Origin of the sequence: Leifsonia shinshuensis (assembly GCF_031456835.1) — a bacterium.
Taxonomy (GTDB): Bacteria; Actinomycetota; Actinomycetes; order Actinomycetales; family Microbacteriaceae; genus Leifsonia; species Leifsonia shinshuensis_C.
Genome location: NZ_JAVDVK010000001.1, coordinates 3,042,885 through 3,062,240 on the forward strand (window position 1 = coordinate 3,042,885; position 19,356 = coordinate 3,062,240).

At 69.4% G+C, this 19,356-nt stretch carries 20 protein-coding genes; 8 read left to right on the forward strand and 12 right to left on the reverse strand.

Annotated features, from left to right (window positions below; genetic code table 11):
• Positions 1-4 precede the first annotated feature (4 nt).
• The gene (locus J2W45_RS14865) at positions 5-1,705 is read left to right on the forward strand and encodes an alpha-glucosidase (protein WP_310133321.1); all 1,701 of its coding nucleotides are present in this window, start codon (positions 5-7) and stop codon (positions 1,703-1,705) included.
• A gap of 64 nt (positions 1,706-1,769) precedes the next feature.
• Positions 1,770-2,243 carry an SRPBCC family protein gene (locus J2W45_RS14870; protein ID WP_310133324.1) on the forward strand — a complete coding sequence of 158 codons (474 nt, stop codon included), beginning with the start codon at positions 1,770-1,772 and terminating at the stop codon, positions 2,241-2,243.
• A 48-nt stretch (positions 2,244-2,291) separates the two neighbouring features.
• Here J2W45_RS14870 and J2W45_RS14875 read toward each other — a convergent pair whose 3' ends face one another.
• From J2W45_RS14875 to J2W45_RS14885, 3 genes are all read right to left on the reverse strand, one after another.
• Positions 2,292-2,876 carry a TetR/AcrR family transcriptional regulator gene (locus J2W45_RS14875; RefSeq protein WP_310133327.1) on the reverse strand — a complete coding sequence of 195 codons (585 nt, stop codon included), beginning with the start codon at positions 2,874-2,876 and terminating at the stop codon, positions 2,292-2,294.
• 109 nt (positions 2,877-2,985) lie between these two features.
• Positions 2,986-5,259, reverse strand: coding sequence for a transglycosylase domain-containing protein (locus J2W45_RS14880; RefSeq protein WP_310133329.1), 2,274 nt, complete (start codon positions 5,257-5,259; stop codon positions 2,986-2,988).
• A 140-nt stretch (positions 5,260-5,399) separates the two neighbouring features.
• Complete coding sequence (locus tag J2W45_RS14885) at positions 5,400-5,864, reverse strand: MarR family winged helix-turn-helix transcriptional regulator (RefSeq protein WP_310133331.1); 465 nt, start codon at positions 5,862-5,864, stop codon at positions 5,400-5,402.
• Between the two features lie 333 nt (positions 5,865-6,197).
• Between J2W45_RS14885 and J2W45_RS14890 the strand changes: the two genes are divergently transcribed.
• Complete coding sequence (locus tag J2W45_RS14890) at positions 6,198-6,995, forward strand: class I SAM-dependent methyltransferase (protein WP_310133332.1); 798 nt, start codon at positions 6,198-6,200, stop codon at positions 6,993-6,995.
• Positions 6,996-7,017: 22 nt separating this feature from the next.
• Here the strand turns inward: J2W45_RS14890 and J2W45_RS14895 are convergent, their stop codons facing one another.
• Complete coding sequence (locus tag J2W45_RS14895) at positions 7,018-7,275, reverse strand: DUF4190 domain-containing protein (RefSeq protein WP_310133334.1); 258 nt, start codon at positions 7,273-7,275, stop codon at positions 7,018-7,020.
• A gap of 160 nt (positions 7,276-7,435) precedes the next feature.
• Between J2W45_RS14895 and J2W45_RS14900 the strand changes: the two genes are divergently transcribed.
• The 3 genes from J2W45_RS14900 to J2W45_RS14910 all read left to right on the forward strand — a co-directional run bounded on the left by J2W45_RS14900 (position 7,436) and on the right by J2W45_RS14910 (position 10,105).
• The gene (locus tag J2W45_RS14900) at positions 7,436-8,113 is read left to right on the forward strand and encodes a PadR family transcriptional regulator (protein WP_310133336.1); all 678 of its coding nucleotides are present in this window, start codon (positions 7,436-7,438) and stop codon (positions 8,111-8,113) included.
• 157 nt (positions 8,114-8,270) lie between these two features.
• A complete protein-coding gene (locus J2W45_RS14905; RefSeq protein ID WP_310133338.1) occupies positions 8,271-9,284 on the forward strand; it encodes an ABC transporter ATP-binding protein in 1,014 nt (337 codons plus the stop codon).
• On the forward strand, positions 9,281-10,105 hold the full coding sequence (locus J2W45_RS14910) for an ABC transporter permease (protein ID WP_310133340.1): 825 nt from the start codon (positions 9,281-9,283) through the stop codon (positions 10,103-10,105). Before J2W45_RS14905 ends, J2W45_RS14910 begins: the two co-directional genes overlap by 4 nt.
• A gap of 24 nt (positions 10,106-10,129) precedes the next feature.
• On the opposite strand, the gene J2W45_RS14915 is transcribed toward J2W45_RS14910, so the two are convergent.
• From J2W45_RS14915 to upp, 3 genes are all read right to left on the reverse strand, one after another.
• On the reverse strand, positions 10,130-11,176 hold the full coding sequence (locus J2W45_RS14915; RefSeq protein ID WP_310133341.1) for an acyltransferase family protein: 1,047 nt from the start codon (positions 11,174-11,176) through the stop codon (positions 10,130-10,132).
• Between the two features lie 136 nt (positions 11,177-11,312).
• Positions 11,313-12,068 (reverse strand): winged helix-turn-helix domain-containing protein, encoded by a 756-nt coding sequence (locus J2W45_RS14920; RefSeq protein ID WP_310133343.1) that lies wholly within the window; start codon positions 12,066-12,068, stop codon positions 11,313-11,315.
• Positions 12,069-12,448: 380 nt separating this feature from the next.
• Positions 12,449-13,081, reverse strand: a complete 633-nt coding sequence (gene upp / locus J2W45_RS14925) for a uracil phosphoribosyltransferase (protein WP_310133346.1) — start codon at positions 13,079-13,081, stop codon at positions 12,449-12,451.
• A 52-nt stretch (positions 13,082-13,133) separates the two neighbouring features.
• Between upp and tadA the strand changes: the two genes are divergently transcribed.
• A complete protein-coding gene (gene tadA / locus J2W45_RS14930; RefSeq protein WP_310133348.1) occupies positions 13,134-13,601 on the forward strand; it encodes a tRNA adenosine(34) deaminase TadA in 468 nt (155 codons plus the stop codon).
• A 7-nt stretch (positions 13,602-13,608) separates the two neighbouring features.
• On the opposite strand, the gene J2W45_RS14935 is transcribed toward tadA, so the two are convergent.
• Together J2W45_RS14935 and J2W45_RS14940 are read right to left on the reverse strand one after the other, a co-directional pair.
• Positions 13,609-14,310: a glutamine amidotransferase gene (locus J2W45_RS14935; RefSeq protein WP_310133350.1), complete on the reverse strand. Its 702-nt coding sequence runs from the start codon at positions 14,308-14,310 to the stop codon at positions 13,609-13,611.
• Complete coding sequence (locus J2W45_RS14940; protein ID WP_310133352.1) at positions 14,307-15,269, reverse strand: cation diffusion facilitator family transporter; 963 nt, start codon at positions 15,267-15,269, stop codon at positions 14,307-14,309. The genes J2W45_RS14935 and J2W45_RS14940 overlap by 4 nt, the downstream gene beginning before the upstream one ends.
• A 23-nt stretch (positions 15,270-15,292) precedes the next feature.
• On the opposite strand from J2W45_RS14940, the gene proC reads away from it, so the two are divergent.
• Positions 15,293-16,138, forward strand: coding sequence for a pyrroline-5-carboxylate reductase (gene proC / locus J2W45_RS14945; protein ID WP_310133356.1), 846 nt, complete (start codon positions 15,293-15,295; stop codon positions 16,136-16,138).
• Between the two features lie 65 nt (positions 16,139-16,203).
• Here proC and J2W45_RS14950 read toward each other — a convergent pair whose 3' ends face one another.
• The 3 genes from J2W45_RS14950 to J2W45_RS14960 all read right to left on the reverse strand — a co-directional run bounded on the left by J2W45_RS14950 (position 16,204) and on the right by J2W45_RS14960 (position 19,350).
• Positions 16,204-17,091, reverse strand: a complete 888-nt coding sequence (locus tag J2W45_RS14950) for a hypothetical protein (protein WP_310133357.1) — start codon at positions 17,089-17,091, stop codon at positions 16,204-16,206.
• 158 nt (positions 17,092-17,249) lie between these two features.
• Positions 17,250-17,921: a potassium channel family protein gene (locus J2W45_RS14955; RefSeq protein WP_310133360.1), complete on the reverse strand. Its 672-nt coding sequence runs from the start codon at positions 17,919-17,921 to the stop codon at positions 17,250-17,252.
• Positions 17,914-19,350 carry a TrkH family potassium uptake protein gene (locus J2W45_RS14960; protein ID WP_310133363.1) on the reverse strand — a complete coding sequence of 479 codons (1,437 nt, stop codon included), beginning with the start codon at positions 19,348-19,350 and terminating at the stop codon, positions 17,914-17,916. The genes J2W45_RS14955 and J2W45_RS14960 overlap by 8 nt, the downstream gene beginning before the upstream one ends.
• Between the last annotated feature and the right edge of the window lie 6 nt (positions 19,351-19,356).

The window sequence follows — 19,356 nt, forward strand, 5'->3', positions numbered from 1 at the left end:
GCGCGTGAACGACAAGTGGTGGCAGTCGGCGGTCGTCTACCAGGTCTATCCGCGGAGCTTCGCGGACAGCGACGGCGACGGCATCGGCGACCTGCGCGGCATCATCCAGCACCTCGACTACCTGAAGACGCTCGGCGTGGATGTGGTCTGGCTGTCCCCGATCTACGCGTCGCCCCACGACGACAACGGCTACGACATCAGCGACTACCGCGCGATCGACCCGCTGTTCGGCACCTTCGCCGACTTCGACGAGCTGCTCGACGGACTGCACGCCCGCGGGATGAAGCTCGTGATGGACCTCGTCGTCAACCACACCTCCGACGAGCACCCGTGGTTCATCGAGTCGGCGTCGTCGACCGACAACCCGAAGCGGGACTGGTACTGGTGGCGGCCGGCCCGCGACGGCAAGCAGCCGGGTGAGCACGGCGCCGAGCCGAACAACTGGGGCTCGGCATTCTCCGGCCCCGCCTGGCAGCTCGATCCGCAGACCGGCGAGTACTACCTGCACCTGTTCTCGCGCAAGCAGCCCGACCTCAACTGGGAGAACCCGGAGGTGCGTGCGGCCGTCTACGACATGATGAACTGGTGGCTCGACCGGGGGGTCGACGGCTTCCGGATGGACGTCATCAACTTCATCTCCAAGGTCACCGACCTGCCCGACGGCGAGATCCCAGCCGGCGGGCTCTACGGCAACGGCTATCCGTACTTCGGTCAGGGCCCGCGCATCCACGAGTTCCTCCACGAGATGCACCAGCGCGTGTTCACCGGCCGCGGCGACCGCTACCTCACCGTCGGCGAGATGCCCGGCGTCGACATCGAGCAGGCCCGCCGGTTCACCGACCCGCAGAACGCGGAGCTCGACATGGTGTTCCAGTTCGAGCACGTCGACCTCGACCACGGGCCGGGCGGCAAGTGGGACTACCGGCCCGTGTCGGTGCTCGACCTCAAGGGCAACCTGTCGAAGTGGCAGGAGGGGCTGGCCGGGCTGGGCTGGAACAGCCTCTACTGGAACAACCACGACCAGCCGCGCGTCGTCAGCCGTTTCGGCGACGACGGCGAGCACCGGGTCGCCTCCGCCAAGGCGCTGGGCACCGTGCTGCACCTGATGCGCGGGACGCCGTACGTGTACCAGGGCGAGGAGCTCGGGATGACGAATGTGCCGTTCGCTTCCATCGACGACTTCCGCGACATCGAGACGCTCAACCACTACGCCGAGGCGGTCGACATCCAGGGCGAGCCCGCCGAGGATGTGCTGGTCGCGCTGCGGCGGACCAGCCGCGACAACGCGCGCACGCCGGTGCAGTGGACCGGCGGCCCGAACGCCGGCTTCACCGCGGGAACGCCGTGGATCACCGTCAACCCGAACGCCGCGGAGATCAACGCGGAGGCGGAAGTCGGCGATCCCGGCTCGGTGTTCGCGCACTACCGTGCCCTCATCGAGCTGCGCCATCGGTCGCGGGTGGTGGCGACCGGCGACTACGAGCCGGCGCTCTCCGAGCATCCGCAGATCTTCGCCTACACGCGCTCCCTCGGCGACGAGTCGCTGCTGGTGCTCGCGAACCTCACGGGCGACGACGCGCAGTTCGATCCCCGGGAGCTTCCCGGATGGGCCGATTCGGAGGTCGTGCTGGCCAATCTCGGGACCGGTTCCGCCGCATCGGGGCGCCTGCGTCCGTGGGAGGCGGTCGTCCTCGCCCGTCGCTGAGTGCGCCGGGTCCGGGGCGGCCCGCTCGATCCGTGCCTTGCGCGGCGGCGCGCCGTGGTGTGGGATGGGCGGCACCATCGGACGGGAGGCGCACATGGGCGAGTACGTGGCGAGGGCGGAGATCGATGTGGAGGCTCCGCGACGCACGGTGTGGCGGGTGCTGACCTCGAACGGAGCGCATCCCGAGATCATGTTCGGCGCCGAAGTGGTGTCCGACTGGCGCCTGGGCTCGCGGATCGTGTGGCGAGGCGAGTGGCAGGGCCAGAGCTTCGAGGACCACGGCCGGGTGATCGAACTGGAGGACCTGCAGGAGCCGTGGCGGATCGTGCTGACGCACTTCAGCCCGCTGAGCGGCCTGCCGGACGAGCCGGAGAACTACCACACGCTCCGCTTCGAGCTGGATGAGATCCCCGGCGGCACACGGATCACGCTGGACCAGGACAACAACCCGACCCGCGAGGCGGCCGAGCACTCGCGCGCGAACTGGGCGAAGATGCTCGAGGGCGTGAAGGCGGTCGCGGAGCGGCCGTCGGTCTGAGCCGGTCGCGCTCCGTTCCGTGGCGGCCTGGTCCGGTCGCGGCCCGGGTCAGTCGCCGAAGGCTTCGCGCAGGAACGCCGTGAGGAAGACGTCGAACGCCTGAACCGTGCCGGTGCGGTCTCCGGTGATGAGGAAGCCGAAGTGCAGGCCGGCCGCAGAGTCGACGAGCCAGTGCGCGAGCACTCCCGCGCGACGGCTCTCGATGCCCTGCTTCTTGAGCCACGTCTTGACCGTGTCCCGCCAGTGGACGAACGACGTGGTGACGCGCTTGCCGATGTCCGGGTCGATCGGCTCGAGGGCGCCCGCCTCGAACTGCAGCCGCAGTGCGGTGCGGTTGTTCTCGCGCAGGGAGTGGCGGAACGCCTCCTTGTACCAGTCGCGGAACTGGTCGCGGTCGAACGCCGTCACGTCGACGCCCGTCAGCGACTCGGACTGCTGGCGCACGCCCTCCTCGAGGATCGCGTCGATCATCTCCTGCCGCGAACCGAAGTGGTAGACGAACGAGTAGGTGCTGACGCCGAGCGCGGTCGCCAGGCTGCGGAAGGTCATCCGCGAGAGAGGTTCGGTCGCGACATGGTCCATGATGCGGCCGAGGAGCTCCGGCTTGCGATTCGGATCTGGTGTGCGTCCCACGCGATAACACTAGTCCGAATATCACACCCGATGGATAGACAGCTCGGCCGCTATGACCTGTGGCGTAGGTGCCCGGCCCGGGCCCTCGGAGTGGGGCCCGGACGCGGGTTCAGGGCTTCTTGCCCGGAGGGTTGCCGCCGTTCCCGTTCCCGGGCCCGGCGCCCGGCGCGGGAGCCGGAGCCCCGGGCGCGCTCGGCGCCGTGGGAGCCGGCTTGGGCACCGCGGGCGCCGTCGTGTACTTGCCGATCGGGGACGGGAAGGCCGCTCCGCCGTACGCGGCGTTCAGGGCGGTGATGACGCGCTTGGCGATCGAGAACTTGACGTTGCCGCCGCCGACGCCCTGGAAGCTCTGGCTGCGGAGCGCGACGCCGCCCTGCACGTTGCCCACCCAGGTGGCCTGAGCGACCTTGGTGGAGGAGGTGACCAGCCAGTTCTCGACCGAGTTGTCGGTCGTGCCCGTCTTGCCGAAGATCGGGATGCCGTCGCCCGGGTTCGCGGACGCCGCCGTGCCGCCGCCGCGCAGCACGCCCTGGAGGGCGAAGATCGCCGCCGCGGCGACCTGCGGGTCGATCGGATGCGTCGAGCACTGCGACTTGGGGACCGTGTGCTCGGTGCCGTCGGCGTTCACGATCTTGTCGATCGCGACCGGGCTGCAGGCGACGCCGTTGTTGGCGAGACCGGCATAGGCCGTGGCCATCGTGAGCGGCGCGATGTAGTTCGTGCCGAGCACCGACGACGGGTTGGCCATGAACTTGTTGGCCTGCTCGTCCGCGCCGTGCACCAGGAGGTCCTGCGCGCGCTCCTTGATGCCGCAGAGGTCCAGCTGCGTCGCCATCTTGGCGAACACCGTGTTGATGGACTGCGCCGTCGCGTTCATCACCGTCGTGGCGGTGACGGTCTCGCCTTCGTCGTTCGCGACCGGCCACGGCGCCCCGCCGATGTCGTTGCACGGGTCGCTGGCGTGGAACTGGTTCTGCGGGAACAGGTGCTGCGTCCCGCTCACCGTCTGGTAGAGGGAGTGCCCCTCCTGCAGCCACTCGAGGAGGTCGAACACCTTGTACGCGGATCCGGTCTGGAAGCCCTCGGACCCGCCGTAGTCGTAGTCGGTGTTGTAGTTCACCGCCGTCGTGCCGGGTGCCGGCTGCGCCGTGTTGTCGTACGGCCGGTTCTGCACCATGGTCACGACGCGTCCGGTGCCCACCTCCACCGCCACGTTCGACGAGCCGAGGTCGAGCCGCGGGCTGGTCGGCGGGATGTACGCGCTGACCGCCGCCTGCGCCTGGTTCTGCAGGTCGAGGTTCAGGGTCGTGTAGATCTTGAGACCGCCGCGGGTCAGGAAGTTGGAGCGGTCGTCCTCGGTCTTGCCGAAGATCGGGTCCTGCTCGATCACACGCTCGACGTAGTCGCAGAAGAACGCCGCGTTGTACTGCTGCGCCGTCATGCAGCCGTTCTGCGTCGGGGTGATCTTCGGCTCGACCTTGGTGGCACGCGCCGCGTCGTGCTCCTCCTTGGTGATCTTGCCGTTCGCGAGCATCCGGTCGAGCACGTAATTGCGCCGGTCGAGCGTCTCCTGGTAACCGTTGGCCGCGCCGTTCTCCTTGTCGTCCGGGCGGTCGATGCGCAGGTTGTCCGGGTTGTTCAGGATGGCGATCAGCGTGGCCGCCTGCTGCACGTTGACGTCCTTCGCCGGCACCCCGAAGTAGTACTCGGCCGCCGACTGCACGCCGTAGACGCGGCCGCCGAACAGGGCGATGTTCAGGTAGCTCTGCAGGATGTCGTTCTTCGAGTACTCCTTCTCGAGCCCGATCGCGTAGCGCATCTCCTTCAGCTTGCGCGAAGGGTCGACCTTGGTCGCGTCGTCGTAGCAGGTCTCGTACGCGGCCAGCTGCTTCTTCTGCGCCGCGTCGGTCGCCGTCGGGTCCGGCTGCTTGTTCTCACACCGCTGCACGAGGATGTTCTTCACGTACTGCTGGGTGATGGACGATCCGCCCTGCACCGACTTGTGCAGCGCCGTGAGCACCGCGCCGCGCAGGGTTCCCGTGACGTCGACGCCCCCGTGCTCGTAGAAGCGCGGATCCTCCGTGGCGATGGCCGCGTCCTTGAGGTTCTGCGAGATGCCGTCCCAGCCGACCTCGATGCGGTTCTGGGAGTAGAACGTGGCGATCGGGACCTGCTGGCCGTTGCTGAGCGCGTACATCGTGGAGGCCTGAGCCAGCGGCTCGACCTTGATGTACTCGGGCAGGCCGTCGAAGACGCTGATGGTCGAATCGGCCGCCGAGCCCGTCAGGGCCACCGCCGGCGTCACCGCCGCGGCGGCGAGCACCCCCGCCAGGCCGCTCAAGGCGACGAAGCCGACAAGGGCAGGCGCCCATCCCCATCTCATGCGTCTTCTCCTCGTTAGAACCGTGCGTCCGTGGCGGCAATCTTACGCGTCGCCGCTCGCTGCTCCGGCAGGCGTGCGCTCAGGTTGGGGGAAGAGCGAAGGTGTCCCGAACCTGTGGAGGGATCCGGGCGGGGATGGGGTCAGGAGGGATCGCGCAGCTTGTCGCACAGATCGGCGAGGGTCTCGAGCTCCTCGGGCGAGAGACGGCCTCCGACCCGATCTGTGATGGTCTTCATATGGTCGACGGCGACCCGCCGGAACATCTCGAATCCGGTGTCCGTCAGGCGGATCAGCGTGCCGCGCGCGTCCGAGGGCTCCGGCTCCTTGGCGACGAGCCCGCGGGCGACGAGCCGGTCGACGAGACGGCTCACGCTCGGCTGGGTGAGCAGCACGTGCTTGTTCAGATCGCGCAGCCGGAGCTCGCGGTTCGGCTGGCGCGACAGGTTGAAGAGCACGTCGTACTCGTTGAACGAGATGTCCCGCGTCGGGAACTCCGCCGCGAGCGTCCGCATCACAGCGACCTGTGCGCGGAACAACGACTCCCAGGCGGCCACCGCGCTGATCCGCGCGCGACTCGTCGATCCCTGCGTCGCCGTCTCGGCCATGGCACACCCTCCCGCACCTGCTCAATGCATTCGCATCTTCTCATCATGAGCGTTGGTCAGCATCCGTGCCACCACGGGACGGGAGGAGGGGAGGCGCATGAGAGGACGGGCGGGGGAAAAGATTGAGGGCCGACCGCAGAGGCTAGCGGCCGGCCCTCTCCCTTGCACCAAGAGTGTCCTGCAATCACATTCCGCGATGGCTGCCACAGCAAACAACCATTGCTCTTGAACTATATAACGAAGAGGTAACGGCATCTAGTTACCAAGTCGTTATTTTTTCTGCGAATTGTTTATGCGTTCTCCAGCGGGACGCTGGGCGCTATGGTCGGGCTCGTGGACGACTCCACGGCCTTCCAGGGCTCGATCCCCGAACACTACGACTCCGGTCTCGGACCGGTGCTGTTCCGCCACTACGCCGACGTGCTGGGGGCGGCCGTCGCCGAGGGGCGCCCGCGGCGCATCCTCGAGACCGCGGCCGGCACCGGCATCTCGTCCGCTGCCATCGCGGCCCGGAACCGGGACGCCCAGCTCGTGATCACCGACCTCAACGCCGAGATGCTCGAGCTCGCACGGCAGGCGCTGCCCGCGACCGCCCGGGTGGAGGTGGCCGACGCGCAGGCGCTTCCGTTCCCCGACGCGTCGTTCGACGCGGTCGCCTGCCAGTTCGGCATCATGTTCGTGCCCGAGCTGCCGAGGGCGTTCCGCGAGGCGCGGCGCGTCCTGGTGCCACACGGTGTCTTCCACTTCTCGGTCTGGGACAGTCATGCCGAGAACCGCTTCGCCGCGATCGTCGACGGCCTCCTCGCGGAGACCTTCCCGGACGACCCGCCGCCGTTCTACAGCGTGCCGTTCCGGCTGAGCGACGTTCAGGCCCTGCGCACCCTCGCGCAGTCCACCGGATTCCGGTCCGTGCGGATCGACGTGGTGCCCCACGACGCACCCGTCGTCTCCTGGGAGGGATTCGCCGACGGCCTCATCCGGGGCAACCCCGTCGCGGACCAGCTGCGGCGCCGATCCGCCGACCTCGACGCGGTCGTGGCGGAGGTGGCCCGGCGGCTGGACGCCGAATACGGGGCCGCCCCCACCACGATCCCGGTGCAGACGATCTTCTATCGAGCGACGGTCCGCTGATCACGAGGGTGCACCGGCGACGTCACCACACGTACGTGAAGAAGCCCGCATCCCAGCCGATCGTGACGGCGAGGATGACGCGGACGAAGCCGAACACGAGCTTCAGTGCGCCGAGGGCGATGGCCCAGAGCGCGAGGGCGCGGCCGCGCTCACCCGTGCGGGTGATCTGCGAGAGGGCGATAGCGCCGAAGATCACGGCGAGCGGGCTGGCGATGAAGACGAAGACGAAGCCCAGGATGGACATCGTGTTCAGCTTGGCGGTGGACGTGGCAGTGGACATGCGTTCTCTTTCGCTGGGGTGGATGGGCGGCGGCGCGATTGCGCCCGCCGCTCATTACGACGGAGGCCGCAGGCGTTCGTGACGGAAAAGCTGCGAAAGCGCTGGACGTGATCATCCGAAATCGAATACTCTGTTTCGAGTAATCGATCGGAGGTGTCCTGTGGCGAAGCGAGCTGTGGCGAATCCGCTGGCTCTCGCCGTGCTGGCGTGCCTCTGGGAGCGCCCCATGTATCCGTACGAGATGACCACCACAATGCGCGAGCGGGGCAAGGAGGACAGCATCCGGCTGAACTTCGGCTCCCTGTATTCGGTCATCAAGTCGCTCGAGAAGCACGGCTTCATCGAGGTCGCGCAGACGGAGCGGGAGGGCAACCGGCCGGAGCGCGTGGTCTACGCCATCACCGAGTCGGGTCGCCGAGAGGCCGAGGAATGGCTGCGCGAGCTGATCGAGCTGCCGGTCAAGGAGTACCCGGCGATCGAGACCGGGCTCTCGCTGCTGCCGATGCTGCCGCCGCAAGTGGCGGCCGGCCTGCTGGAGAGCCGCCGCGACCGCATCGACGACGACCTGGCCGCGCGCCGTCTGCTGCAGGAGCAGACGAAAGGCCTGCCCGAACTGTTCATGGTCGAGTTCCACTACCGGGTGGCCGTGCTGCAGGCCGAGCGCGCCTTCGTCGCCGACCTCGCCGCCCGCATCCGCGACCGCTCGATCGGCGGGTACGACGCCTGGGAGGAGCTGCACCGGCTGCTCGCCGACGGAGTCGGCATGGAGGAGCTGACCGAGCGCATCGCCGCCGGCGCCTTCGGGAAGGAGGCGGCCGACCCCGAACCGATTACATAACTCGGGCGAGCATGAACGATGGCCGGAGAGCGGCAACTCTCCGGCCATCCACACCTTCAGTCGTTCCGTGAGGAACCTGCGTCAACAGTCACCGAGGGCTGTCTTCAAGGATATCCCCGTGCCGGTGGCTGCCATCGAAAAAGAGAGGAAAGCCACCATGGCACCCGCAACCGGGCCGGCGCTCGCCGCCGCCCATCTCGTGAAGACCTACAGCGGCGGCAGGGGCAAGCCCGCCGTCCGCGCCCTCGACGACCTCGGCTTCGAGGTCGAGGCCGGGACCGTCTTCGGTCTGCTCGGCCCCAACGGAGCCGGCAAGTCGACCACCATGAAGATCCTGTCCACCCTGGCGAGCCCCGACTCGGGCGCCGCGTACGTCGCCGGGATCGACGTGGCCCGGCATCCATCCCGCGTGCGGCGGGTCATCGGCTTCGTCGCCCAGAAGCCGGTGTCCGACCCGTCCGACACCGGCGCCGAGAACCTGGTGCTGGCCGGGCGGCTGCAGGGGCTCTCCGGGCGGGAGGCCACAGCCCGCGCCCGTGAGCTCCTCGAGCGGTTCGGCCTCACCGACCACGCCGGACGGCAGGTGAAGTCATACTCCGGCGGCATGGCCCGCAAGCTGGACGTCGCGATCGGCCTGATGCACCGGCCGGAGGTGCTCTTCCTGGACGAGCCGACCACCGGACTCGACCCCGAGGCCCGCGCCGAGCTCTGGCTGGAGCTGGAGCGGATGACGGCCGACGAGCAGCTGACGGTGCTGCTCACCACCCACTACCTGGACGAGGCCGACCGGCTCGCGGACCGCCTCGCGATCGTCGACCACGGCCGGGTGGTGGCGGGCGGCACGCCCGAGGAGCTCAAGAACGGGCTCCGCGGCGACGCGATCATCGTCGAGCTCCGCGGCGACGCCGACCCCACCGCAGCGCTCGCCGCCCTGGACCGGGTGGATGCGCTGCGCGAGATCGGGGGAGACGGACGGACGCTGCGCGCCCGCGCCGACAGCGGAGCGGCCACGCTCCCGCTCGCCCTCGCCGCCCTGGAGGCCGCCGGCGTCGCCGTCGCCTCCGCCACGGTCGCCCGGCCGAGCCTGGACGACGTCTACCTGCGGCACACCGGCCGCACCTTCACGCGGGCGCAGGAGTCCGCCGAGTCCGTTCTGGAGAGCGCATCGTGACCACCATCGCCGTCACCCCGTCCCGGACCCTGCGCCGCGGCGGCCCGACCTTCTTCCGTCACACGCTCCTGTTGACCGGCCGTCAGCTGCGCGCGGCGTGGCGGATGCCGGCCTTCCTGGTGATGAATCTGGTGCAGCCGGTGATCTGGCTGCTGCTGTTCGGGCAGCTGTTCAAGTCGGTCATCGAGATCCCCGGCTTCGGCGTCGGCCAGAGCTACCTCGAGTACCTCACGCCGGGCGTCGTCATGATGCTGGCCCTGTTCGGAAGCGCCTGGTCGGGTACGGTCTACATCCAGGACATGGACCGCGGCGTGATGGACCGCTTCCTCACCTCGCCGACCAACCGCGGGGCGATGATCGTCTCCACCCTCGTGTACCAGTCGATCCTCGCGGTCGCGCAGTCGCTCGTGGTGCTGGCGATCGCGTTCTGGGCGGGGGCGCGGTTCGACGGCGGCCTGGCCGGCATCCTGCTCCTGCTGCTCGGAGTCGTGCTCCTGACCGCGGTGTTCTGCTCGCTGTCGAACGCCGTCGCGCTGCTGGCGCGCGAGCAGACCGCGCTGATCGGCATCTCGCAGCTCATCACGCTGCCGCTCATGTTCCTCAGCTCCGCGATCATGAACACGAAGCTGTCGCCGGAATGGGTGCAGAACGTCGCGGCGTACAACCCGTTCGAGTGGGCCGTGATCGTCGGACGCCAGGCGCTCAGCGCGCATCCCGACTGGGGCGCTCTGTGGGCGCATGCCGGGCTGCTCCTGGCCCTCGCGGTCGTCATGGCCGCCTGGGCGACGAGCGCCTTCCGCGTCTACCAACGCTCGCGCTGACCCGCGCGGCCGGAGCCGGCCCGGTCAGACGCCGACCGGCTCCGGCCGCTCCTCCTCCGCGGACTCCGGCCCCGCGGACTCCGGCTCCGGAGCGGGAGCAGGAGCGCGCTTGCGGAAGCGCCGCTTCAGCCCGAGCGCCGGCTTCTCGATGAGCCTCCACGAGAGGTAGGCGATGGGCAGGGTGATCAGCATGGTCGCCAGGAACAGCAGCCACGGGTTCAGCGGCAGCGCCCACTTGAGCGCGGCGAACACCAGCACCTGCGCCACGGGCCAGCCGTAGATGTACGTGCCGTAGGAGATGTCGTTCCGCAGCGGGAGCGACGGCCGGGCCAGCTTGCCCACCCAGATCACGACCACCGGGAAGGATGCGAGATAGATGACCCGGTGGATCTCGCCAAGGCTCACGTCGGGCCCGTAGAGGAAGGGCACCCCGGCCATCACGAAGCGCACGACGGCCGAGAAGACGCCGAAGTCCGCCGTGAGCGCGAGACCGATCAGCGCGAGGATCAGCACCTCCAGCCTGATCTTCGTGAGGTACAGGGCGAAGAGCGCACCCGCCGCGAACATCAGGAACATCGGCACGATCGCCAGCATGAAGTCGGACGTGTCGCCGATGCCCGCCAGGTAGAGCACCCAGCCCGCCGCGAAGACGGCGGGGAAGGCGGTCCGGTTGAGGGCCCCGACGATGCCGAGCACGGCCACCGCCGCGTAGCAGACGACCTCCCAGGTCAGTGTCCACACCGGCCCGTTCGAGATGTACGGGACCGGATTGTTGGCGAAGCTGTGCAGCCTCAGCGCGATGAGGCTCGACAGGATGAGCGCCACCACGAGCCCCGGCACGATGCGGAGCACCCGGTTCATGCCGTACTGCAGCAGTGACCGGCTGCGCAGGAAGCTCTGCACGATCAGGTAGCCGCTGATCACGAAGAACCCGTGGACGCCGAGGTTGCCGAGCGTCCGGCCCCAGAGCACCGGCTCCGCCTGGCCGACGAGCGCGAACGAATGGGAGAAGATCACCAGCGTCGCGAACAGCAGCCTCAGAACGTCGAAGTTGTTCCGTCTCGGATCCACGCCGGATTTCCCCCTGCGGGCCGCGCGTGCGGGTCGTTCCCCGGCGCTTCCGCGCTCCCGTCGGCGAGCCTACTGCATCGTCGATCGGCCCTCTGGCTACCGCAGTCAGCGGGCCGGCCGGGCCAGAACGGCCGGATCAGAACAGGTCGGGGGAGGGCGCGCTCGCGTAGCGGATGGACACGTCGGCGTGACGGTCGAAGCGGTAGCCGACGCCGCGGACGGTGCGCACGATGTCCTCGTAGCGGCCCAGCTTGGCGCGCAGGCGGCGGACGTGCACGTCGATGGTGCGCTCGTTGGGCACCTCGTCCTCGTCCGCGTCGCTCCACAGCGAGCTGATCAGCTCGGAGCGCTCGATCGTGCGGCCCTCGCGCAGGACGAGGTACTGCAGCAGCTCGAACTCCTTGTAGGTGAGCGCGACCGTCTGGTTGTCGAGCACGAGACGCTTGCGCGAGATGTCGACGACGACGCCGGAGGCGGCGCGGTCCTCGTCCTCGTCGATCGTGACGGCCTGGCGGTGCTTCGCGACCGCCGACGGGTCCTGCAGGGCGAGGCGCACGACGTCCACGTCGCGGCCGCCGGCGCCGGCCGGGGCGAGCGCCACGGCGGCGTAGGTCTCGGCGGAGGGCGCGACCTCGGCGGTCAGGCGCTTCAGCGCCTCGACGATACGGCCGAGGTCGGTGCCGTCGGCGGCTGCCTTGGCCTCGTCGATGCCGACGTAGAGGACGAACCCGCGGGCTTCGGTCCCCTCGGGGACGGCGCGGATGCGGGGTGCCTGCTCGGCGGGAGCGGCGGTAGCGGCAGCGGCGGGAGCCGGAGCGGCGGCTCGGACCGGTCTGACCGGCGAGACGGAGGAGGTGCGGGGGTAGGCGGTGTCGATGGTGGCCAGAGACATGGGGATCGCGTCCTTAGTGATGATGTTCCGCATCCCGGTGCGACGAGACTCCGCGGGTACGCGGAGGTGCAGGGATTGTGCGGGGAGTGTTGTGTTGTGGCCCTACAGAGAGGGGCCGATGCGCGGGAGCGTGAGTGTGGCGCTCCCGGGGAGCGTGCGCCCGATCGCGACGGGGTGACGTCGGAGGGCGACTGCTCGGCGAAGGGTCGTCAGATTAGCGACACATTCGGCAACACATGACCGAGTCGCGGCCGGCCATCATCATGCCGGCATTCCCAAGGGCCTCGAAGGAGGTCAGGGTACGCGCGTTGTCAGTCATGCTGGACAGTAAAACCGATCGTGACGCGCGGTGTCAAATGGTTACGGTTTATTGCAGGCGATCAGACCGTGCCGTAGAGGCGGTCTCCGGCGTCTCCGAGACCGGGCACGATGTAGCCGTTCTCGTTCAGGCGCTCGTCGAGCGAGCCCAGCACGATGGTGACGTTGCGGCCCTCGGTCGCCTTCTCCAACGCCGCGAGACCCTCCGGGGCGGCGAGCAGGCAGATCGCGGTCACATCGACGGCGTTCCGCTGGAACAGGAAGTCGATGGCGGCGCCGAGCGAACCGCCGGTCGCGAGCATCGGGTCGAGCACGAAGCACTGCCGGTGGGAGAGGTCCATCGGCAGGCGCTCGGCGTACGTGGTCGGCTCCAGCGTCTCCTCGTTGCGGACCATGCCCAGGAAGCCCACCTCGGCGGTCGGCATCAGGCGCACCATGCCCTCCAGCATCCCGAGTCCGGCGCGCAGGATGGGGACGACGAGCGGACGCGGCTCGCTCAGCGCGACGCCGGTCGTCGTCGTGACGGGCGTCTCGATCTCCACCGGCTCCACGCGCACGCCACGCGTCGCCTCGTAGGCGAGCAGGGTGACGAGCTCCTCCGTGAGCTGGCGGAACACCGGCGACGGGGTGCTCTTGTCGCGGAGCACCGTCAGCTTGTGGGTGATGAGTGGGTGGTCCGCAACGTGCACTCGCATAGGCTCAAGGCTAGCCGAACTCGTCCGCCCGCAGCCCCGGGAGCATCCAGCCGTGAGCCTCACCGTCCCCACCCGTTACGAGGAGTGGATGCGGCGCGCCATCGCCGACGCGCGGCTGGCGTTCGGCACAGGGGACGTCCCGGTCGCCGCCCTCGTGATCGACGAGCAGGGCCGGGTGATCGGCACCGGCCGGAACGAGCGCGAGCTGCGGCACGACCCGACCGCGCACGCGGAGGTGCTCGCCCTGCGGGAGGCCGCAGCTACGCGCGACGACTGGCACCTCGAGGGATGCACGCTCGTCGTCACCCTGGAGCCCTGCGTGATGTGTGCGGGCGCCGTGCTCGCCGCGCGCGTGCCGACCGTCGTGTTCGGCGCGTGGGACGAGAAGGCGGGAGCGGGAGGCTCGGTCTACGACGTGCTGCGCGATCGCCGGCTGACCCACCGCGTCGAGGTGTTCGCCGGGGTGCTGGCGGAGGACTGCGGCGAGCTGCTGCTCGACTTCTTCCGCGCGAAGCGCTGAGCCGCGTTCAGGCGGGAAGGCTCTCCAGCCACTCGGAGAACGCCGCGCGCGACGCCTCCTGCATCCGGGCGTTGTAGGCCTCGCGGTCGCGCCGGAGCGCATCCGGGTCGATCGCCAGTTCATCCAGCTCGTTGTAGCCGTCGGCGACCCAGGACTCGTGCATCTCGTCGGTGACCTCGGGATGGAACTGCACCGCGAGCGCGTAGCCGCCGATCGCGAACGCCTCGTTGGAGTAGTCGCTCGACGACGCGAGCAGCGTCGCCTCCTCCGGGAGCTCGAACGTGTCGCCGTGCCACTCCACCACCGGGACGCCGTCGAAGTGCCGGATGGGCGAGGCGGCCCCCGCCTCCGTCGGGTCGACGCGGCGGTAACCGATCTGGGTGGTGTCACCCCGGTAGACCCGGCGGCCCAGCGCGCCCGCCATCAGCTGTGCGCCCAGACACACGCCGAGCGTCGGGCGCTCGGCGCCGAGCCGCGCGCGGAGCAGCTCCTGCTCGGCCTGCAGGAACGGGAACTCGTCCGTCTGGTACGCGCCCATCTCCCCGCCGAGCACGACCACGAGGTCCGCCTCCGCCGGGTCGATGGACGACACGTCCTCCGTCGTCACATCCACGATCCGAAGGTCATAGCCGTGCTCGGTGAGCACCGGCCCGATGTTGCCGAGGTGGATGCTCGGGTCGTGCTGCAGGATGACGGCGGTGCGGGTCACTCGAGTCCTTTGATGACGATGGTGTCGGTGGCGGGCGCCCGATCGTTCGGGTCGATCCAGACGTCGGGTTCGATGTAGATGACCCGGGCGGCCGGCACGGCGTCGCGGATGCGGCGCTCGACGGTGTCGATCGCGGCGGCGACGTCGGCGAGACGGTGCTCGCCCGAGAACGCCAGCTTCGCCGCGACCATCAGCTCCTCCGGACCGAGGTACAGCGTCTTCATGTGGATGATCCGCTCGACCTCATCGCCCGACGTGATGGCCCGCTCGATCGCTGCGGCGTCGGCGTCGCTCGCGCCCTCGCCGACCAGCAGGCTCTTCGTCTCGATGCCGAGCACGACGGCGACCGCGACCAGCAGGGCGCCGATCAGCAGCGTCCCGATGCCGTCCCACACGCTGTCGCCCGTGATGATCGTCATGCCGACGCCGATGAGCGCGAAGACGAGGCCGGTCAGTGCGGCGACGTCCTCGAGGAGCACGACAGGGAGCTCAGGGGCCTTCGCGCGCCGGATGAACTGCGGCCACGACATCCCCTTCTTGTGCGGCCGCGACTCGTGCACGGCGGTGCGGAGCGAGAACGACTCCAGGCAGATGGCGATGACGAGCACCAGGATGGGCAGCCACGCGTTCTCGAGCGGATGGGGGTGCGTCAGCTTCTCGATGCCCTCGTAGATGGAGAACACGCCGCCGACCGAGAAGAGGATGATCGAGACGACGAAGGCGTAGACGTACCGCTCGCGGCCGTAGCCGAAGGGATGCTCCCGATCCGCGCTGCGCCGCGACCGGCGGCCGCCCAGCAGGAGCAGCAGCTGGTTGCCGGAGTCGGCGAGCGAGTGCACGCCCTCCGCCAGCATCGACGACGAGCCGGAGAACACCCACGCGATGAACTTCGTCAGCGCGATTCCGAGGTTCGCCGCGAAGGCGGCGACGATGGCCCTGGTCCCACCTGATGCGCTCATGTCTCCAATCCTAGGATGGAGCCATGGACGACGCGCAGAACGTGACCCTTCCGACCATCGCGATGCTCGGGGCGGGCTCGATGGGCCGCGCGATCCTCAGCGGGCTGCTGGCACCCGGCGTGCAGGTCGCCGGCATCCGCGTGACGAACCGGTCGGAGGCGCGCGCTGCGGAGCTGGCCGGGACCCCGGGCGTGACCGCCTACGCGACCGAGACCCGCGCCGACGCGAACCGCCTCGCGGTGGACGGCGCGGGCGTCGTCGTGGTCGCCGTGAAGCCGGCCATGGTGCGCGACCTGCTCGCGGAGATCCGCGACTCGCTGGCGCCCGGCACGGTCGTCGTGAGCGTCGCCGCCGGTGTGACCGCTGAGACGATGGAGTCGCTGCTCCCGGACACCGTGTCCGTGGTCCGCGCCATGCCGAACACGCCGGCCGTCGTCGGCAAGGCCGTCACCGGCGTCAGCGCCGGCACGCACACCGACGCCGGCGACCTCGCGCTCGTCCGCGCCCTGTTCGAGACCGTCGGCGAGGTCGTCGAGGTGCCGGAGTCGCAGCTGGATGCGCTGAGCACGATCTCCGGCTCCGGTCCGGCCTACGTCTTCCTCCTCATCGAGGCCCTGACGGAGGCCGCCGTGCAGAAGGGCTTCACCTCGGAGCAGGCGGCCACGCTCGTGAACGGAACCTTCCTCGGCGCCGCCGACCTCCTCGTCTCGTCCGGCGAGGACCCGGCCGAGCTCCGCCGCCGCGTCACCAGCCCGAACGGCACCACCGAGCGCGCGATCGCCGTCCTCCAGTCCGCCGACCTCCCCACCCTCTTCGCCCGCGCAACCGACGCCGCCCTGGCCCGCGCCCGCGAACTAGCCGCCGGCTAACCCCGCCCGTCCCCCCTCCGTCGAGTACACGAAAAGTGCACGCCCTGGCGGCGTGTCGCGTGCACTTATCGTGTACTCGATCGGCGGAGCGCCCGGCGCACGCGGAGGGCGACCGCGTCGAACGGATCGGCGGCGGTGACGAAGATCACGTCCCAGCCGAGTTCGATGAGGCGTTCGCGGCGGCGGATGTCGTGGCGATAGGTGTCCGGGTCGGAGCGGTGGTGATCGCCGAGGTACTCGATCGCGACGTGAGCGTCCGGATACGCCAGGTCGATCATTGCCTCGCGTCGCCCATCCACCGGTGAGTGGACGACATGGTTCAGTTCGGGCGACGGAAGGCCCGCGTCCTCGAGAGCCACCCGGAGCCGCGACTCCTGGGGCGAGAGTGATCCGTACCGCACCCGTTCGAGCGCCTGACGGAGGGCGGTGACGCCCCGGCGACGGCCGTGACGGTGGACCGCCGCGTCCAGGTCCGCCCGCGTCGCCGGCGGTGCGAGCCCGGAGTACGGCTCGTCGCCGGTGATGAGGTAGTCGCCGATCGCGACGAGGTCGGGGACGGGGAGCAGGCTGCTCAGTTGAGCCCAGGTGTCGTGGGCGCTGACGACTCGGAGCCCATCCACCACCGACCAGCGGTGCTCGTCCGCGGTGAGCTGATGGGCGCGCACGCCGCGGAGCCGTGGTGGACGGTTCGGCTCGAAGACCGCGACTTCGACCTTCTCGGGCAGAGCCCAGATCGGCAGGGGGAGCCCGTGGATCATCGCCGCCGACCGGTGGCTGAACAGCGAGTACGGCGGCAGCACCACGCTGGCGGCCCGGCACTGCGCGAGATGGTCCTCGGGAGGAGCCTCCGTCCGCATCCCATGGAAAGGCCGATGCATCCGCGTCCCGTAGACCTGACGTCGGGACGTCCCATGCGCCATCAGGTCCCGGGTGCGCGTGCCGATCTCATCCATGCCTCCACTCAACCGTCCGCGCGCCCCGCCCGCGGCTTATCCACAGCCCCCACCGTCGAGTACACGAAAAGTGCACGCGAATACGGCGAGTCGCGTGCGCTTTTCGTGTACTCGACGGAGGGCGGAGAGGCGAGGGAGAGACGAGGGAGGGGGGGCAGTCAGGGGTCGAGGGAGGCGAAGCGCTCGATGTCGGCGGAGGCCCCGGAGACGATGACGAGGTCGTGGTCGGAGACCACGGTGTCGGAGGTCGCGTAGGTGAAGGGACGGCCGGGGCTCTTCACGCCGACGACCGTGATGTTGAACTTGGAGCGCACGCCCGAGTCGCCCAGGCGCATCCCGCGGATCGACTTCGGCGGGTACAGCTTGACCAGGGCGAAGTCGTCGTCGAACTCGATGAAGTCCAGCATCCGCCCGGACACCAGGTGCGCAGTGCGCTCGCCCGCCTCCGCCTCCGGGTAGATGACGTGGTTGGCGCCGATCCGCTCCAGGATCTTGCCGTGCGACTTCGAGATCGCCTTCGCCCAGATCTGCGGCACCTTCAGGTCGACCAGGTTGGCCGTGATGAGCACGCTGGCCTCGATCGACGAGCCGACCGCGACGACCCCGATCGAGAAGTCCTCCGCGCCGATCTGCCGCAGCGTGTCCATCGAGCGGGCGTCCGCCTGCACCGCGTGCGTGACCCGGTCGGCCCACTTCTGCACCAGCCCCGCGTCCGTGTCGATCGCCAGCACCTCGCGGCCGAGCCGGTCCAGCTGCCCGGCGGTCGCCGCGCCGAACCGGCCGAGGCCGATCACCAGCACGGGGGCGTTGTGCTTGATCCGGTCAACCAACGAGCGGCCTCTCCTCCGGGTTCTGGTACAGCTGCCGCCGCTGCCTCTGGGCGAGGGCGGCAGCGAGAGTCACTGTACCAACGCGCCCGCAGAACATCGTCGCGGCCATGATGTAGATGCCCGCGTCCGGCAACCGCTCCGTCAGTCCCGTCGTGAGGCCGCAGGTGGCGAAGCCGGAGATCACGTCGAAGAGCACGTGGTCGAGCGGCGCCTTCGTGATCTGCGTGATCAGGATGGTCGACACGGCGACGATCGTCGCTCCCCACAGGGCGATGGCGACGGAGACGCGCAGGACGTCGGTCGGGATGCGCCGGCGGAACGCGTCCATCGGCTCCACCCCGCGCGCCTCGGCGAAAGCGGCCAGGAACAGGACGGCGAGCGTCGTCACCTTGATGCCCCCGGCGGTGGATGCGGACCCGCCGCCGATGAACATCAGCATGTCCGTGACCAGCAGGCTCGACCCGTGGAGGTCGTCGATCGGGATGGTCGAGAAGCCGCCCGAGCGTGCCATCGTCGAGAGGAACAGGGACTGGAAGATCGTGTGACCCGCATCCAGGCGTCCGAACGTCTTCGGGTTGTCGTACTCGAGCACGATGTAGAGCACGGCGCCCGCGACGAGCAGGATCAGCGACGTGAGCAGCGTCAGCTTCACGTGGATGGACCACCGGCGCCGTTTGAGCCGGAGGTTGGAGGCGATGGCCAGGATCACCGGGAACCCGATGGCCCCGAGGAACACGCCGATCATCAGCGCGCTCAGGAACCAGTAGTCGGTCGCGAAGGCGTCGATGCCCTCGGTGTTCGGCGTGAAGCCGGTGTTGGTGAACGCCATGGCCGAGTAGTACAGCGACTCCCAGACGGCCGTGCCCACGTCGATCCCCGCGATGAGCATCCGTGGGAAGAGCAGCAGCGCGACCGCGCCCTCGATGACCACCATGCTGAGGGCGACCGTGGTCAGCAGCTTGCCGACATCCCCGAGTCGCACCGCCTGTCCCTCGTCGACCGGGCCGCCGTGCACGCGCAGCGGATTGCTGTCGCCGGCGGCCATCAGCTTGGCGCGCAGGCCGAGCTTCCGCGACACCACCAGCCCGAGGATGGACGCCATGGTCAGCACGCCGACGGCGCCCACCTGCACGCCGATGTACACCAGGAAATGGCCGAAGTAGGACCAGTGGGTGGCCATGTCGACGGTCGAGAGGCCGGTCACGCAGATCACCGACATGGCGGTGAAGAGCGAGTCGGCGAGGCCTGTCCACTGGCCGTTCGCAGAGGAGATCGGCAGCGAGAACAGCAGCGTGAAGACGAGGATGAGCAGCGCGAACACCAGGATGGCGAACCGCGACGGGCTCCGTGCCGCGAAGCCGTTGACGACGTCGCGCACGCGTTCACTGGGGGTGGCGGGGCGTCCGCGGACCGTCCGGGTGGTGCTCATGTCTGG